A 16,113-nucleotide genomic window follows, 5' to 3' on the forward strand; every position below is an offset into this window, starting at 1 on the left:
CAGATTTGCTTGACATTCGACCAATACTTCGTCGTGCTATAGCGTTTGTGAGCAAAAAAGCCTGTTAACTCAGTTATATGAGAGTTACATTGCAAGCGCGAATCAGTTTAAGGGGTTGATATCCGCCGACGCAGAGACCATATCGATGTCTCGTCGCCAGTGGAAGGTGAATCAACGTGCGACGCATTCTGGAAGAATCAAATTAGGTAAAGGTGAATATGGGTAAAGCTCTTGTCATCGTTGAGTCCCCGGCAAAAGCCAAAACGATCAACAAGTATCTGGGTAATGACTACGTGGTGAAATCCAGCGTCGGTCATATCCGTGATTTGCCGACCAGTGGCTCAGCAACTAAAAAGAGCGCCGACTCAACCTCCACCAAAACGGCTAAAAAGCCCAAAAAGGATGAACGTGGCGCTCTCGTCAACCGTATGGGTGTTGACCCGTGGCACAACTGGGATGCGCGCTATGAAGTGCTGCCCGGTAAAGAGAAAGTGGTTTCTGAACTGAAGCAACTGGCTGAAAAAGCCGACCACATCTATCTCGCAACCGACCTTGACCGCGAAGGGGAAGCCATTGCGTGGCACCTGCGGGAAGTGATCGGTGGCGATGACACCCGCTACAGCCGCGTGGTGTTTAACGAAATTACCAAAAACGCTATTCGTCAGGCATTTGAAAAACCTGGCGAACTGAACATCGACCGTGTAAATGCGCAACAGGCGCGCCGCTTTATGGACCGTGTTGTGGGCTATATGGTGTCGCCGCTGCTGTGGAAAAAAATTGCACGTGGTCTGTCAGCTGGTCGCGTACAGTCAGTTGCTGTGCGTCTGGTGGTTGAGCGTGAACGCGAAATCAAAGCATTTGTTCCAGAAGAGTTCTGGGAGATTGATGCCAACACAACCACGCCAGGCGGTGACGCGTTACCGCTCGAGGTGACGCATCAGAATGATAAACCGTTCCGTCCGGTCAACCGGGAACAAACGCTTGCCGCCGTTAGTCTGTTGGAAAAAGCGCGCTACAGCGTTCTGGAACGTGAAGATAAGCCGACCAGCAGCAAGCCGGGCGCGCCGTTTATCACCTCTACGCTACAGCAGGCCGCCAGCACGCGTCTGGGTTTCGGTGTGAAGAAAACCATGATGATGGCGCAACGCTTGTATGAAGCGGGCTATATCACTTACATGCGTACTGACTCAACTAACCTGAGCCAGGACGCGGTGAACATGGTCCGCGATTACATCAGCGATAATTTTGGCAAAAAATATTTGCCGGATAGCGCGAACCAGTACGCCAGCAAAGAGAACTCGCAAGAAGCGCATGAAGCTATTCGTCCTTCCGATGTCGCCGTACAGGCGGAATCGCTGAAAGACATGGAAGCCGATGCGCAAAAACTGTATCAACTGATTTGGCGCCAGTTTGTTGCCTGTCAGATGACGCCAGCTAAATACGACTCAACCACGTTGACCGTAGACGCGGGTGATTTCCGTCTGAAGGCGCGCGGTCGTATTCTGCGCTTCGATGGCTGGACAAAGGTAATGCCAGCGCTGCGTAAGGGCGATGAAGACCGCATTTTACCGGCGGTAGAAAAAGGCGATACGCTGACGCTTATCGAACTGACGCCAGCACAGCACTTTACTAAACCGCCTGCACGTTTCAGTGAAGCCTCGCTGGTTAAAGAGCTTGAAAAGCGTGGCATTGGTCGTCCATCAACGTATGCGTCGATCATTTCTACGATTCAGGATCGCGGTTATGTTCGCGTGGAAAACCGTCGTTTCTACGCAGAAAAAATGGGTGAAATCGTCACCGATCGTCTGGAAGAAAACTTCCGTGAACTGATGAACTACGATTTTACCGCGCAGATGGAAGACAGCCTCGATCAGGTCGCGAATCACGAAGCCGAATGGAAGGGCGTGCTCGACAACTTCTTCACTGATTTTACTCAGCAACTGGATAAAGCCGAGAAAGATCCTGAAGAGGGCGGTATGCGTCCGAACCAGATGGTGCTGACCAGCATTGATTGTCCGACCTGCGGACGCAAGATGGGGATTCGTACCGCCAGTACCGGCGTTTTCCTTGGTTGTTCCGGTTACGCGCTTTCCCCGAAAGAGCGTTGCAAAACTACCATTAATCTGGTGCCGGAAAACGAAGTACTGAACGTGCTGGAAGGCGACGATGCGGAAACGAATGCTCTGCGCGCCAAACGTCGCTGCCAGAAATGCGGCACGGCGATGGACAGCTACCTTATCGATCCTAAGCGCAAGCTGCATGTATGTGGTAATAACCCTACCTGCGATGGCTATGAGATTGAAGAGGGCGAATTCCGCATCAAGGGTTATGACGGTCCTATCGTTGAGTGTGAGAAATGTGGCTCTGAGATGCACCTGAAAATGGGGCGTTTTGGCAAGTACATGGCGTGTACCAACGACGAGTGCAAAAATACCCGTAAGATCCTGCGCAACGGTGAAGTCGCTCCGCCGAAAGAAGATCCGGTTCCGTTGCCGGAACTGCCGTGTGAAAAATCTGACGCGTATTTCGTGTTACGTGATGGTGCTGCAGGTATCTTCCTCGCGGCAAATACGTTCCCGAAATCACGTGAGACCCGTGCGCCGCTGGTGGAAGAGTTGTACCGTTTCCGCGATCGTCTACCGGAAAAACTGCGCTATTTGGCAGATGCACCGCAGACAGATCCGGACGGCAACAAGTCCATGGTTCGCTTCAGCCGTAAAACCAAGCAGCAGTACGTCGCCGCTGAGAAAGATGGTAAGGCGACCGGCTGGTCCGCGTTCTTCGTTGACGGTAAATGGGTAGAAGGGAAGAAATAACAGTATTTTGGCTGAATTTCTCCTTAAAGGGTCGCATAAGCGGCCCTTTTTGTTTAGGCCCTATTATTTTTTATCATGCCTATACAGATCACATAGAAATGATATAGTGGTTATAGTTAACAGACTTTTTATTATTAAATCGTATTAGCAGCGCTTAGCAGCTTGCTTTGAAACGATGATTTGATGGCGCAAATCGGGATGGCTTAATATGAAATTACAGCAGCTTCGCTACATTGTTGAGGTGGTGAACCACAACCTTAATGTCTCCTCAACGGCGGAAGGGCTTTATACCTCCCAGCCCGGTATCAGTAAGCAAGTTCGTATGCTGGAAGATGAACTGGGTATCCAGATTTTTGCTCGTAGCGGTAAGCACCTGACGCAGGTTACGCCAGCGGGGCAAGAAGTCATTCGTATTGCGCGAGAAGTTCTGTCGAAGGTGGATGCCATTAAGTCCGTTGCGGGCGAACATACCTGGCCGGACAAAGGCTCGTTATATATCGCCACCACGCACACCCAGGCGCGTTACGCTTTACCGAACGTGATTAAAGGTTTTATCGAGCGCTATCCTCGCGTCTCATTACATATGCATCAGGGATCGCCGACGCAAATCGCCGAAGCCGTCTCGAAAGGAAATGCAGATTTTGCTATTGCGACGGAAGCTCTGCATCTGTACGACGATCTGGTGATGCTACCTTGCTACCACTGGAATCGTTCGATCGTCGTCACACCTGAGCATCCGTTGGCGGGCAAATCCTCGGTATCCATTGAGGAACTGGCGCAGTATCCGCTGGTGACTTACACGTTTGGGTTTACAGGACGCTCGGAGCTGGATACCGCGTTTAACCGTGCGGGTCTGGAGCCGCGTATTGTCTTTACCGCGACTGATGCCGATGTTATTAAGACCTATGTCCGCCTGGGGCTCGGCGTCGGTGTGATTGCCAGTATGGCAGTAGATCCCGTCTCAGACCCAGACCTTGTGCGCGTGGATGCGCACGATATCTTTAGCCATAGCACCACTAAAATTGGTTTTCGTCGCAGCACATTTTTACGCAGTTATATGTATGATTTTATTCAACGTTTCGCGCCGCATCTGACCCGCGATGTGGTGGATACGGCGGTGGCGCTGCGTTCCAACGATGATATTGAAGCCATGTTTAAAGATATTAAATTGCCTGAGAAATAATAACTGCTGTTACCCCGTCGGTATCCTTAAGCGTAAAGCGATACCGACGGGATACTCTGAATTTATTCATTATTTCCGCTCCCTATATTAACCATAGTTTATTTATGGAAAATATTTCCTAAAGTAGTTTCAAATTACTCAGCGTGCCAAAAATACCTGTCAAATATTTATAACCGATCAAACAATTGATTTATTTATCAGGTCGAGTACTAAAATTAACTGGCTTTTTTTTACCTTTTTTATTAGGATTCCTCTTATCTAATGATTAATTGTACCGATTGTTTGGTGCCTAAATGATAAGTGATTTCGATAGTATGAGGTTAGCGATGCCTTCAGGAAACCAGCCGGCACGCCGGGATCCCGCGATGAAACGTAAAGCCTGGTTCGCTGTGTTTCTTGGCTCTACCGTGTTTTGGATTATTGTCGCGCTCGTGGCGTGGAACGTGTGGGGGTAGGTCATGTCCGCAGCGGAACAGCATTCTATCGTGACGCCATCTCCTGATGACCATGAGCAGGAGAGCCATCGCGGCGCAGAGAATAAACCGAATATTCCTGCGTCCTGGGAACTCACTCCTGAACAACGGGCGTTTATCGACCTGTTTACGGAAGATGATGAACAGGAACAATAATTGATATCTGTTTTATAACTATTATTATTTTGTCGTTTGTATATCTAATAATTTATTCCTAAAACATGCGTGAGCCACGCTAATCAGCGTATTATCGATTGGTCATTACCTGCTACACAATCACCGTATTAACTTTCATCGTTTAAACTCTTCTTCTCGCCATTTACTTCACTTGCCACTTTAGATTGTTTCCGCTTTTTATCAATTTGAGTTGTTATCAAAGCGTTACATTTTGTTTGTGTTATCTTTAATACTAACCCTGAGGAAAATCAGGGGATCCAACCCTGTCATTTAAGGAGGAGCTATGTCGTCGACCCTACGAGAAGCCAGTAAGGACACATTGCAGGTTAAAGATAAAACCTACCGCTACTACAGTCTGCCGCTGGCCGCGAAATCACTGGGTGATATCACCCGTCTCCCCAAATCGCTAAAAGTTTTGCTGGAAAACCTGCTGCGCTGGCAGGACGAAAATTCAGTTACTGAAGACGATATTCATGCGCTTGCGCATTGGCTGAAAACTGCCCATGCGGATCGCGAAATTGCCTATCGACCTGCTCGCGTTCTGATGCAGGATTTTACCGGCGTGCCGGCAGTGGTCGATCTGGCCGCCATGCGCGAAGCGGTGAAACGTCTGGGCGGGGATACGGCAAAAGTGAATCCGCTTTCGCCAGTGGACCTTGTTATTGACCACTCGGTAACGGTGGATCGTTTTGGTGATGACGACGCTTTCGAAGAAAACGTTCGTCTGGAAATGGAACGAAACCATGAGCGTTATGTGTTCCTGAAATGGGGACAACAGGCATTTAGTCGCTTCAGCGTTGTGCCACCGGGGACGGGGATTTGCCACCAGGTTAACCTTGAATACCTCGGTAAAGCCGTCTGGAGCGAATTACAGGACGGTGAATGGGTGGCTTACCCCGATACGCTGGTCGGTACTGACTCCCATACGACAATGATTAATGGTCTCGGTGTGCTGGGCTGGGGGGTGGGAGGCATTGAAGCGGAAGCGGCAATGCTGGGTCAACCTGTCTCAATGCTTATCCCGGATGTTGTGGGCTTCAAGCTGGTGGGCAAACTGCGGGAAGGCATCACCGCGACCGACCTGGTTCTGACCGTCACCCAGATGCTGCGTAAGCACGGCGTGGTCGGAAAATTTGTTGAGTTTTACGGTGATGGTCTGGACACCTTACCGCTGGCCGATCGAGCGACCATTGCGAACATGTCACCCGAATACGGTGCAACCTGCGGCTTCTTCCCGATCGATGACATCACCCTTGAATATATGCGTCTGAGTGGACGCAGTGAGGAGCAGGTTGATCTGGTCAGTGCCTATGCTAAAGCGCAGGGCATGTGGCGAAACCCTGGCGATGAACCCGTATTTACCAGCTCGCTGGAACTGGATATGGGCAGTGTAGAAGCAAGCCTTGCCGGACCGAAGCGTCCGCAGGATCGTGTTGCGCTGGCGGATGTACCGAAAGCATTTTCGGCGAGTAATGAACTTGAGGTAAATAGCTCGCTGAAAGACCGTCAGCCGGTGGAGTACACCATGAGCGGTCAGCAGTATAAACTGCCTGATGGCGCAGTGGTGATAGCGGCAATCACCTCCTGTACGAACACCTCTAACCCCAGTGTATTGATGGCGGCGGGGCTACTGGCGAAAAAAGCAGTGACGCTTGGTCTGAAACGTCAGCCGTGGGTGAAAGCCTCGCTGGCACCAGGATCAAAGGTGGTTTCTGACTATCTGGCACAGGCCGGATTTACACCGTACCTTGATGAGCTGGGATTTAACCTTGTGGGTTATGGTTGCACCACCTGCATTGGTAACTCAGGGCCGTTACCCGACCCTATTGAGACAGCCATCAAAAAAGGCGATCTTACCGTTGGGGCGGTGCTTTCCGGCAACCGTAACTTTGAAGGCCGTATTCATCCGCTCGTGAAGACCAACTGGTTGGCGTCTCCGCCACTGGTGGTGGCCTACGCCCTGGCGGGGAATATGAACATCAATCTGACGAAAGATCCGCTGGGTCATGACCGAAAAGGTGACCCCGTGTATCTGAAAGATATCTGGCCGACTGCCCAGGAAATCGCCCGTGCCGTTGAGCAGGTCTCTACCGCCATGTTCCATAAAGAATATGCTGAAGTTTTTGAGGGCACACCGGAATGGAAAGCTATTGATGTTGATAGAGCTGATACCTATGGCTGGCAGTCCGATTCAACTTACATTCGCTTGTCGCCGTTCTTTGATGGTATGCAGGCTACGCCGGATCCGGTTCAGGACATCCATGGCGCACGTATTCTGGCTATGCTCGGCGATTCCGTCACCACCGACCATATTTCACCAGCCGGTAGTATTAAGCCGGACAGCCCGGCGGGTCGCTATCTGCAAAGCCACGGCGTTGAGCGTAAAGATTTTAACTCCTACGGTTCACGACGTGGGAACCATGAAGTGATGATGCGCGGTACGTTTGCTAATATTCGCATTCGCAATGAGATGGTTCCCGGTGTAGAAGGCGGCATGACGCGTCATTTACCTGGAACAGAGGTGGTGGCTATCTATGATGCGGCGATGCAATATCAGCAGGAGAACATTCCGCTGGCGGTCATTGCCGGTAAAGAGTACGGCTCCGGCTCCAGTCGCGACTGGGCGGCGAAAGGCCCGCGCTTGCTGGGGGTCCGCGTGGTTATCGCTGAGTCTTTTGAGCGAATTCACCGTTCTAACCTGATTGGCATGGGGATATTGCCGCTGGAATTTACGCAGGGCGTCACGCGTAAGACGCTGGGATTAACCGGTGAGGAAGCGATTGATATCACGGAGCTACAAAATATTAAACCAGGCGCGGCAGTTCCAGTGAATATAGTACGCGCAGATGGGCGCAAAGAGGTGATTCAGTGCCGCTGTCGTATTGATACCGCGACAGAGCTAACGTATTACCAGAACGATGGTATTTTGCACTATGTGATTCGTAACATGTTAAATTAAAAGATAAAAAGCCTGCGAGAGCAGGCTTTTTTACAGGCGGTGACAACGCTTACTTGCCCAGCAAATGTCCCATCTTGGCGGCTTTAGTGTCCAGATAATGTTCATTGTTTGGGTTACGGCCTACAATTAGCGGTACGCGTTCAACGATATTGATTCCCGCTTCGGTCAGAATCTCCACTTTCTTCGGGTTATTGGTCAGTAAACGTACTTCGTCCACACCCAGCAGTTTGAACATATCTGCACACAGCGTGAAATCGCGCTCGTCTGCTGCAAATCCCAACTGATGATTCGCTTCAACGGTATCATAACCTTGGTCCTGCAACGCGTAAGCGCGAATTTTGTTGAGCAGGCCAATGTTGCGCCCTTCCTGACGGTGATAAAGCAGAATACCACGCCCTTCTTCAGCAATGTGGGTGAGTGCTGCTTCAAGCTGGAAACCACAATCGCAACGCAGACTAAACAACGCATCGCCGGTCAGACATTCGGAGTGGACGCGAGCCAGGACAGGCGTTTGGCCTGTAATATCGCCAAAAACCAGGGCGACATGATCGTGTCCGGTTGCCAGTTCTTCAAATCCCACCATCAGGAAATCACCCCAGGGGGTTGGCAGTTTGGCTTCTGCCACACGTTTAAGCTGCATGTAATTCTCCAGATTATGCTGGCACTCGTCGTGCCGTCGCCTGTCGGCTTCTGTTCTGTATTGCACTATTTTGCCATAAGGCAGCGACGTTCACCTAATCGTGGCAACGGATTCATTTTTGGAATGGCACAAAATTGTCAATTTTCCCAGCATACGTATTTTTCAGTTATGATTGTGAGACTTATCGACAAAAGGAGAGGCAATGCTTTCAATTGCAAAGCGTACGGCAGTTGGCGCCGGACTGCTACTGATCATGCCGGTTACCGTATGGGTATCAGGCTGGAACTGGCAGCCGGGACACAATGTCTGGTGGTTAAAAACCCTGTACTGGATAACAGAAACGGTGACGCAGCCGTGGGGAATTATCACTCACGTTGCGCTCTGTGTATGGTTTCTCTGGTGCCTGCGTTTTCGTCTTAAAGCCGCGATAATGCTGTTTGCTATCCTGGCGGCGGCAATTTTAGTGGGGCAGGGCGTGAAGTCCTGGGTAAAAGACAGAGTGCAAGAGCCAAGACCCTTTGTTGTGTGGCTGGAAAAAACGCACCATATTCCGGTTGATGAGTTCTACACTTTAAATCGTAAAGATCGCGGGCACTTAGTTAAAGAACAATTGGCTGAACAACAGGATATTCCAACGTTTTTACGCAAGCACTGGCAGAAAGAAACGGGCTTTGCCTTTCCGTCCGGGCATACGATGTTTGCCGCCAGTTGGGCTTTACTGGCCGTAGGACTGTTATGGCCGCGCAAACGTACGCTGACGATTGTGTTTTTGCTTATCTGGGCGACGGGTGTTATGGGTAGCCGTTTGCTGTTGGGCATGCACTGGCCGCGTGATTTGGTCGTTGCAACGCTGATTTCGTGGCTGCTGGTGACGCTGGCAACATGGCTCGCGCAGCGAGTATGCGGACCATTAACGCCGCCTGTGCAGGAGGCAAAAGAAATCGCGCAACGTGAGCAAGAAAGCTAGCTATGATTGATTTTTCAAATTTTGCCCTTAAATCAGAATGCGGAAAGCGCTTTTCCATTTCGCACTCGTTGTGAAAATGGTAATTTAAAGGGCTCAACGCGGTAAGTTGTACACGATTTATTCGCTTAAACCACATAACGGGAAGTAATGTGAAATATTTACTCATTTTCTTACTGGTGTTGGCGATTTTTGTTATCTCGGTGACATTAGGTGCGCAAAACGATCAACAGGTTACGTTTAATTACCTGTTGGCTCAGGGTGAGTATCGTATCTCTACGCTGCTTGCTGTATTGTTTGCCGCAGGTTTTGCCATTGGTTGGTTAATTTGCGGCCTGTTCTGGCTGAAGGTTCGTGTATCTCTTGCACGCGCCGAACGTAAAATCAAACGACTGGAAAACCAGCTTGCGCCTGCGACCGACGTTGCGGTATCTGCCGATTCGTCGGTTGTGAAGGAATAATTATTTATGTTGGAGTTGTTGTTTCTGCTTTTACCTGTAGCCGCTGCCTATGGGTGGTATATGGGTCGCAGAAGTGCGCAACAAACCCGGCAGGATGAAGCTAACCGTCTCTCCCGCGACTATGTCGCTGGGGTTAACTTCCTTCTGAGCAACCAACAAGATAAAGCGGTGGATTTGTTCCTCGATATGCTAAAAGAGGATACAGGCACCGTTGAGGCTCATCTCACCCTCGGAAACCTGTTCCGCTCTCGCGGTGAAGTCGATCGTGCAATCCGCATCCATCAAACGCTGATGGAAAGTGCCTCACTGACCTACGAGCAGCGTTTGCTGGCCGTACAGCAGTTGGGGCGCGACTACATGGCCGCGGGTCTGTACGACCGAGCTGAAGACATGTTCAATCAGCTTACCGATGAAACAGACTTTCGCGTTGGCGCATTGCAGCAACTACTGCAAATTTATCAGGCAACCAGCGAATGGCAAAAAGCCATTGATGTGGCGGAACGTCTGGTGAAGCTTGGTAAAGATAAGCAGCGCATTGAGATAGCGCATTTTTACTGCGAACTGGCCTTACAGCAAATGGGTAACGACGATATGGATCGTGCCATGACGTTGTTGAAAAAAGGGGCCGCGGCAGACAAAAACAGTGCACGGGTATCCATCATGATGGGCCGCGTGTATATGGTGAAAGGCGATTACGCCAAGGCGGTTGAAAGCCTGCAGCGGGTGATTTCCCAGGATAAAGAGCTGGTCAGCGAAACGCTGGAAATGCTACAAAGCTGCTACCAGCATCTGGGGAAAAACGATGAGTGGGCAGAGTTCTTACGTCGGGCCGTTGAGGAGAATACTGGCGCCGCTGCTGAGCTAATGTTGGCCGATATCCTTGAAGCACGTGAAGGGACTGATACCGCACAGGTTTACATCACGCGTCAGCTTCAACGCCATCCTACAATGCGCGTGTTCCACAAGCTGATGGATTATCATCTCAACGAAGCAGAAGAAGGGCGTGCCAAAGAGAGCCTGATGGTTTTGCGTGATATGGTTGGGGAGCAGGTGCGCAGCAAACCACGCTACCGCTGTCAGAAATGCGGATTTACTGCATATACGCTGTACTGGCACTGCCCGTCTTGCCGTTCATGGTCAACCATTAAGCCTATTCGCGGACTTGATGGGCTGTAGTTTTTAAAAAAACCTCACTTTAGTTACAACATACTAATTGAGGTATGATCGATCCATCCTCAACCTCCGCTGCCTATTCGCCTGGCAGAAATGTAATCGCGCCTGTTAATTTTCTATTACCGCAGGTAGAATGCACGCCGTTTACCCATTTTGCGCCACTGCCGGCGCCCATCTTCAAGAAGGTCTGGTCATGACGTTTACTGCTTCATCTTCTTCTCGTGCTGTTACTGATTCTCCTGTCGTTGTCGCTCTCGATTATGCTAATCGTGATAAAGCATTAGCTTTTGTCGACAGAATTGATCCTCGTGATTGCCGTTTGAAAGTGGGCAAAGAGATGTTCACGCTTTTTGGACCTCAGCTGGTCCGCGATCTTCAGCAGCGTGGTTTTGACGTCTTTCTTGATTTGAAATTCCATGATATTCCCAATACCACCGCCCATGCGGTTGCAGCTGCGGCCGATCTTGGTGTGTGGATGGTTAACGTTCATGCCTCTGGTGGGGCGCGTATGATGACTGCAGCCCGTGAAGCTTTAGCGCCGTTTGGTAAGGATGCGCCGCTGCTAATTGCGGTGACGGTTCTGACCAGTATGGAAGCCAGCGATCTTGCCGACCTTGGCGTGACGTTGTCACCTGCCGAGCATGCTGAAAGACTGGCTCGTCTCACTCAAAACTGTGGCCTGGATGGGGTCGTATGCTCAGCGCAAGAAGCGGTGCGATTCAAGCAGGCCTTTGGTCAGGCATTTAAGCTGGTGACGCCGGGAATTCGTCCTGAAGGTAGCGAGGCGGGCGATCAGCGCCGTATTATGACGCCAGAACAGGCGCAGTTAGCCGGTGTGGATTACATGGTGATTGGTCGTCCGGTCACGCAGTCGGTCGACCCAGCTCAGACGCTGAAGACGATCAATGCCTCCCTGAAACGAGGTGTATAAATGAATGATTCAAACTCTCGCCTGGTCTACTCAACCGATTCCGGGCGTATTGATGAACCGAAAACGGCGCCTGAGCGTCCAAAAGGCGATGGCATTGTGCGTATCCAACGTCAGACCAGTGGGCGCAAAGGCAAGGGGGTGTGTTTGATCACCGGTGTTGATCAAGATGATGCCGAACTGGCCAAATTAGCGGCGGAACTGAAGAAAAAGTGTGGTTGCGGCGGAGCAGTAAAGGATGGCGTGATTGAGATACAGGGTGATAAACGCGACCTGATTAAATCGCTGCTGGAAGCCAAAGGAATGAAAGTTAAGCTGGCAGGCGGTTAATAAAAAAAGCCACGGTATTGATCCGTGGCTTTTTAAGAATAACGATTTTAATCGTAATGACCTGAAAAAAGTAAACGTATTATTATACCGAGCCAGTCAACCGTAGATTATTTACCCACCTGGTGGCCAATAATACCACCTACTGCAGCACCACCCAGCGTACCAAGCGTGCTACCGTCAGTCAGGACTGCACCACCTATTGCACCTGCACCAGCACCGATTGCGGTGTTACGATCGCGTTTGGACCAGTTAGAGCAGGCGCTCAGCGACATTGCCAGAGTAATCGCCAGAATGGCAGCGGTCATTTTTTTGCTCGTTACTAACATAATACTTTCTCCTGAATTATTGATTCACGGAATCCTGTGTTCTTTAAGAATAGCGCTAAATTAAGACTATCGAAGATATTTCCGTGAAACCGTTTAGCGAAGGCATACAAACACTATCCTGAAGTTGGATGTTCGTTCCTGTTATATCGCTAACATTAATTTTACGACTTTATCCTGTTAACGACAGGTAAAAAGTCTTAATTGGACTGTCAGATAACTCTCAGAGAGCAGATGATTTGCCTGTCAACAAACCATCTGCTGAAGATATTATGAGTGGGTATCAATGATATTGACGGTTAACCCTGAATGCTCGAGCTGCATTTGTACGCTGGCACTAAGTCCAGAGTCCGTCACTACGCGACTGAATCGCTCTAACGGACCCAGCGTGTAAGGGTGAATGGCTTCGAATTTTGAGCTGTCGGTAAGTACAATAACTTCTGCTCCTTTTTCCAGCACCGCGTTAACCACGTCAGAACGCATCATGTCGCGTCCGGTAAAACCGGTATCAGCTTGCCAGCCATCGATGCCGATAAAGGCCTTGCTGAAGTGTACCTGCTGGATAAACTGGCGTGTTAAGGGACCGACCATACTCTCGCTTTTTTTCTGATAAATGCCACCGAGAAGAATCACTTCGCAAGGCGTTTCTTTGAGCAAATGAGCAATGTAGCTGCTCACAGTAATGATGGTGACATCTTTTTGCTCTGCCAACGTTCTGGCCAGAAGGGCATTGCTGCTGCCGTTCTCAATAAATACGGATTCACCAGGGCTGACCAGCGATGCGGCGAATTCAGCCAGTTCACGCTTCAGGGTGAAATTGGTCATCATGCGCGTTTCAACGTCATCGCTGTTCAGTGAAACAGCAAAACCATGCGCTCGGCGTAAATAACTCTGTTTTTCCAGCGTGTTCAGATCCTGTCGAATCGTCACTTCTGAAACTCCGGTGATTTTTGCCAGATCGGCGACGCTCATCTGACCTTTATCTGTCACCATCTGCAAAATAGATTGTTGTCGGGAATTCATAGTATTAATTTTATTGCGATATCGTATAGGAATTTAAACGGAAACTGCATTACCTGCAGTTCGCTGATAGCAGCGACATCAAAAGAACAATGTCATCAGATCTCCCACGGAGCCTTATGCTTTTTCGCCAAAGATTCGGCATCTTCTTTGATCGTGTTTAACAGCTCAGTCTTAAGAATTTCAAGATTGTGGATGGCTGAGTGGTAATCACCTGCAACGAGGATATCCAGCACGGTATCAATACGTTCGGCCAGACGCTGAGCGTCGATATCAGACATGGTTGTCATCCTAATGGCAATAGAGTTTGAATTTCATGATGCAGAATTTCATGGCAAAAGAGAAGGGAAAAATAGTATTAAGCAGAACGATTGAAGAATATTATATATTCTGTGATTACATGCAGATAGGTTCCTCATCTCATATCCACTTATGATTATTCACTACGTGTAACCTCTCTGCATTAGCGCATTTTTTTATTCAGATGTCGTCGATACCAACGCTCAAATGCGGCGGCCGGCATTGGTTTGGCGAATAAAAAACCCTGACGCTCATTGACGCCATTTTTGGTCAGAAACGCATCCTCTTTCGCGCTTTCCACACCTTCAGCAATCACCTGTAGGTTGAGCGCCTGTGCGACCGCAACAATGGCCCGTACCAGCGATTGTGAAATCGATTGTTTGTGTACATCTCTGACAAAGGTTTGATCCAGTTTTATTGCATCAAGCGGGAAGCGAGCCAGTTGGGACAGCGACGAATAACCGGTACCAAAATCATCTAAATGGATTTGCGCACCTAACTGGCTAAACTGCTGAATCACGGACAGCGCCAGTTGCTCATTTTCAATCAAACTGCTTTCTGTTAACTCAACATCGATAGGGCAATACTCAAAATCAAGTTCGTGAAGTACTTGCTTAAGCGCGGTAAAAAGCGTCTGGTCGGCGAGCTGTCTGGCAGAAACGTTTACCGCCACACGTAGGTTTATGCCCTTGGCGCGCCATTTCGCGACCTGGCGCACAACATCGAGAATAACCCAACGACCCAGCGGGACGATAAGCCCCGATTCTTCGGCATAGGAGATAAATTCCAGCGGTGGAATGAGGCCGCGTTCCGGAGATTGCCAGCGAACCAGAGCCTCAAGGCTACGTACTTCGCCGCGCCAGGTTATCTTTGGCTGATAGTGGATAACCAGTTGATCGTTTTCCAGTGCCTTACGCAGATTGGTATCCAGCCACAGATATTCAAATACCCGCTGATTCATTTCCGGGGAGAAGACACAAAACTGCCCGCGACCGCCTTCTTTCGCAGTGTACATGGCAGTATCCGCGTTACGAATAACGCTCTCGCAGTCCTGACCATGCTGTGGTGCGAGGGAAATACCAATAGAGCATCCGGTATAGATTTCAATCAGGCCGATGCGAAAGGGTTGACGCAGGCGTGTCAGAATACGCGACGCGGTGGCTTCCAGTGAACCCTGGGATGTTTCGGTGGCAAGGACAATGAACTCATCACCGCCAAATCGTGCCAGTAACTGGTTTTCGCCAAGGCAACTGAGGATTGCCAGCGATACGCTTTGCAATAGCTGATCGCCAAACATATGCCCGTAGGCATCGTTTACCTTTTTGAAGTTATCCAGATCGAGGTACACAATCCCGACCTGCATTTCGCCCGCGTTCTCAATCGCATTGCTGATCAGATCATGAATAGCGTTGCGATTGGGTAATCCAGTGATCGAGTCAGTATTCGCCAACAACCGCAAACGCTCCTGGGCGCGGCGTTCTTCAGTGATATCGGTCCCGGAACAGATCAGAAATATTTCGTTCTTTCCGCTACCGTTATGCACAAATTTATTACGAAATAAAAACAGACGCTGTCCTTTACAGGTCTTCACCCAGCGTTCAACTTCATACGAGTTACCTTCGCGAAAAAAGACCTCGATATTGCGTCGTGACGCGGCCGCTTCACGTCGACTCATAAATAATGTGAATACACTTTGGCCAATGACTTCACGTTCTTTGAGTCCGGTATACTCTTCGCAGAGTCGATTAAACCGCTGAATGTTGCCCATGCGATCAAGAATGACAATGACTGAATTGGCTTCAGAAACCACCTGTTCGGCAAAAGAGAGGCCGTGAGCCAGATCACGGGCGACGGAAGGGGTGTCATCCCAGGCGGATGCGCTACCGGCCCATTCACGCTTATTGATTTTTCGGCCGACCAGATGCACGGGAATGTTGTCATCTTCAATTGGTAACGTCATTAATAAACTTGATGTAATTACCGTCATCTCGCGAATGCGATCGGCTTGTTCCGGGGATAATTCGATGGTCTGATCGGCCTCTGACGTTTCTTCGACAGAGAAATGCAGGATGTTGCAATCCTCTGACAAACGCCAGTAAGGGTTATTAGTGCCCACATAGCTATACAACGTAATCAGCTCCCGGACGTCTTTCATGATGTGTACTATCCCGTTTAAAGCGCATAGAGCCTCAAAAGTATGGGTAGCCATGATTCATTCAGGGTGATTATGGCTGAACGTATTGTTTTTTTTATATATTTATGTGTAATCCAGAATCCGTAAAAAGCAAAGCCAACGGAACTGAAAATAGTAAAAAAATTAAAATTAGCCGAATGAAAGAAGTGTAGTGCGTGGTGGAAATTTGGGC

General features: G+C 49.5%; 15 protein-coding genes. 10 read left to right on the top strand and 5 right to left on the bottom strand.

The genetic code is table 11. The annotated features are described in order from the left end of the window. Window positions 1-218: 218 nt before the first annotated feature. The 5 genes from topA (at window position 219) to acnA (ending at window position 7,608) form a co-directional block, all read left to right on the top strand. The gene (topA, locus tag NMD08_RS11955; protein WP_151219366.1) at window positions 219-2,816 is read left to right on the top strand and encodes a type I DNA topoisomerase; all 2,598 of its coding nucleotides are present in this window, start codon (window positions 219-221) and stop codon (window positions 2,814-2,816) included. Between the two features lie 208 nt (window positions 2,817-3,024). After that, window positions 3,025-3,999 carry an HTH-type transcriptional regulator CysB gene (cysB, locus tag NMD08_RS11960; RefSeq protein ID WP_151219365.1) on the top strand — a complete coding sequence of 325 codons (975 nt, stop codon included), beginning with the start codon at window positions 3,025-3,027 and terminating at the stop codon, window positions 3,997-3,999. 293 nt (window positions 4,000-4,292) lie between these two features. Beyond that, complete coding sequence (locus NMD08_RS11965) at window positions 4,293-4,454, top strand: YmiA family putative membrane protein (protein WP_247605000.1); 162 nt, start codon at window positions 4,293-4,295, stop codon at window positions 4,452-4,454. A gap of 3 nt (window positions 4,455-4,457) precedes the next feature. Further along, window positions 4,458-4,628 (top strand): hypothetical protein, encoded by a 171-nt coding sequence (locus tag NMD08_RS11970; protein WP_187252339.1) that lies wholly within the window; start codon window positions 4,458-4,460, stop codon window positions 4,626-4,628. A 304-nt stretch (window positions 4,629-4,932) separates the two neighbouring features. Beyond that, window positions 4,933-7,608 (top strand): aconitate hydratase AcnA, encoded by a 2,676-nt coding sequence (acnA, locus tag NMD08_RS11975; RefSeq protein WP_370620161.1) that lies wholly within the window; start codon window positions 4,933-4,935, stop codon window positions 7,606-7,608. 49 nt (window positions 7,609-7,657) lie between these two features. Here the strand turns inward: acnA and ribA are convergent, their stop codons facing one another. Next, on the bottom strand, window positions 7,658-8,248 hold the full coding sequence (ribA, locus tag NMD08_RS11980; RefSeq protein ID WP_003020601.1) for a GTP cyclohydrolase II: 591 nt from the start codon (window positions 8,246-8,248) through the stop codon (window positions 7,658-7,660). Between the two features lie 202 nt (window positions 8,249-8,450). On the opposite strand from ribA, the gene pgpB reads away from it, so the two are divergent. The 5 genes from pgpB to yciH all read left to right on the top strand — a co-directional run bounded on the left by pgpB (window position 8,451) and on the right by yciH (window position 12,104). Next, window positions 8,451-9,215, top strand: coding sequence for a phosphatidylglycerophosphatase B (gene pgpB / locus NMD08_RS11985; RefSeq protein WP_370620162.1), 765 nt, complete (start codon window positions 8,451-8,453; stop codon window positions 9,213-9,215). 149 nt (window positions 9,216-9,364) lie between these two features. Continuing rightward, on the top strand, window positions 9,365-9,673 hold the full coding sequence (locus NMD08_RS11990; RefSeq protein ID WP_006684318.1) for a LapA family protein: 309 nt from the start codon (window positions 9,365-9,367) through the stop codon (window positions 9,671-9,673). Between the two features lie 6 nt (window positions 9,674-9,679). Continuing rightward, window positions 9,680-10,849: a lipopolysaccharide assembly protein LapB gene (gene lapB, locus NMD08_RS11995; protein ID WP_151219362.1), complete on the top strand. Its 1,170-nt coding sequence runs from the start codon at window positions 9,680-9,682 to the stop codon at window positions 10,847-10,849. Window positions 10,850-11,039: 190 nt separating this feature from the next. After that, entirely contained in the window at window positions 11,040-11,777 is a 738-nt protein-coding gene (pyrF, locus tag NMD08_RS12000) for an orotidine-5'-phosphate decarboxylase (RefSeq protein ID WP_151219361.1), read from the top strand. Continuing rightward, the gene (yciH, locus tag NMD08_RS12005; protein WP_151219360.1) at window positions 11,778-12,104 is read left to right on the top strand and encodes a stress response translation initiation inhibitor YciH; all 327 of its coding nucleotides are present in this window, start codon (window positions 11,778-11,780) and stop codon (window positions 12,102-12,104) included. A 107-nt stretch (window positions 12,105-12,211) separates the two neighbouring features. On the opposite strand, the gene osmB is transcribed toward yciH, so the two are convergent. From osmB to pdeR, 4 genes are all read right to left on the bottom strand, one after another. Beyond that, the gene (osmB, locus tag NMD08_RS12010; RefSeq protein ID WP_003020583.1) at window positions 12,212-12,430 is read right to left on the bottom strand and encodes an osmotically-inducible lipoprotein OsmB; all 219 of its coding nucleotides are present in this window, start codon (window positions 12,428-12,430) and stop codon (window positions 12,212-12,214) included. A 267-nt stretch (window positions 12,431-12,697) separates the two neighbouring features. Beyond that, window positions 12,698-13,450: a DNA-binding transcriptional regulator YciT gene (locus NMD08_RS12015; RefSeq protein WP_151219359.1), complete on the bottom strand. Its 753-nt coding sequence runs from the start codon at window positions 13,448-13,450 to the stop codon at window positions 12,698-12,700. Window positions 13,451-13,545: 95 nt separating this feature from the next. Next, window positions 13,546-13,728, bottom strand: coding sequence for a hypothetical protein (locus NMD08_RS12020; protein ID WP_151219358.1), 183 nt, complete (start codon window positions 13,726-13,728; stop codon window positions 13,546-13,548). A 182-nt stretch (window positions 13,729-13,910) separates the two neighbouring features. After that, window positions 13,911-15,902: a cyclic di-GMP phosphodiesterase gene (gene pdeR, locus NMD08_RS12025; protein ID WP_187252344.1), complete on the bottom strand. Its 1,992-nt coding sequence runs from the start codon at window positions 15,900-15,902 to the stop codon at window positions 13,911-13,913. Between the last annotated feature and the right edge of the window lie 211 nt (window positions 15,903-16,113).

It is taken from the genome of Citrobacter meridianamericanus, assembly GCF_041320245.1.
In the GTDB taxonomy this organism is placed as follows: domain Bacteria; phylum Pseudomonadota; class Gammaproteobacteria; order Enterobacterales; family Enterobacteriaceae; genus Citrobacter; species Citrobacter meridianamericanus.

Bases quoted from the DNA above. Each gene is read 5' to 3' on its own strand.
- topA (WP_151219366.1), top strand. From the start codon at position 219: ATGGGTAAAGCTCTTGTCATCGTTGAGTCCCCGGCAAAAGCCAAAACG.
- cysB (WP_151219365.1), top strand. From the start codon at position 3,025: ATGAAATTACAGCAGCTTCGCTACATTGTTGAGGTGGTGAACCACAAC.
- NMD08_RS11965 (WP_247605000.1), top strand. From the start codon at position 4,293: ATGATAAGTGATTTCGATAGTATGAGGTTAGCGATGCCTTCAGGAAAC.
- NMD08_RS11970 (WP_187252339.1), top strand. From the start codon at position 4,458: ATGTCCGCAGCGGAACAGCATTCTATCGTGACGCCATCTCCTGATGAC.
- acnA (WP_370620161.1), top strand. From the start codon at position 4,933: ATGTCGTCGACCCTACGAGAAGCCAGTAAGGACACATTGCAGGTTAAA.
- ribA (WP_003020601.1), bottom strand. From the start codon at position 8,248: ATGCAGCTTAAACGTGTGGCAGAAGCCAAACTGCCAACCCCCTGGGGT.
- pgpB (WP_370620162.1), top strand. From the start codon at position 8,451: ATGCTTTCAATTGCAAAGCGTACGGCAGTTGGCGCCGGACTGCTACTG.
- lapB (WP_151219362.1), top strand. From the start codon at position 9,680: ATGTTGGAGTTGTTGTTTCTGCTTTTACCTGTAGCCGCTGCCTATGGG.
- pyrF (WP_151219361.1), top strand. From the start codon at position 11,040: ATGACGTTTACTGCTTCATCTTCTTCTCGTGCTGTTACTGATTCTCCT.
- yciH (WP_151219360.1), top strand. From the start codon at position 11,778: ATGAATGATTCAAACTCTCGCCTGGTCTACTCAACCGATTCCGGGCGT.
- osmB (WP_003020583.1), bottom strand. From the start codon at position 12,430: ATGTTAGTAACGAGCAAAAAAATGACCGCTGCCATTCTGGCGATTACT.
- NMD08_RS12015 (WP_151219359.1), bottom strand. From the start codon at position 13,450: ATGAATTCCCGACAACAATCTATTTTGCAGATGGTGACAGATAAAGGT.
- NMD08_RS12020 (WP_151219358.1), bottom strand. From the start codon at position 13,728: ATGTCTGATATCGACGCTCAGCGTCTGGCCGAACGTATTGATACCGTG.
- pdeR (WP_187252344.1), bottom strand. From the start codon at position 15,902: ATGAAAGACGTCCGGGAGCTGATTACGTTGTATAGCTATGTGGGCACT.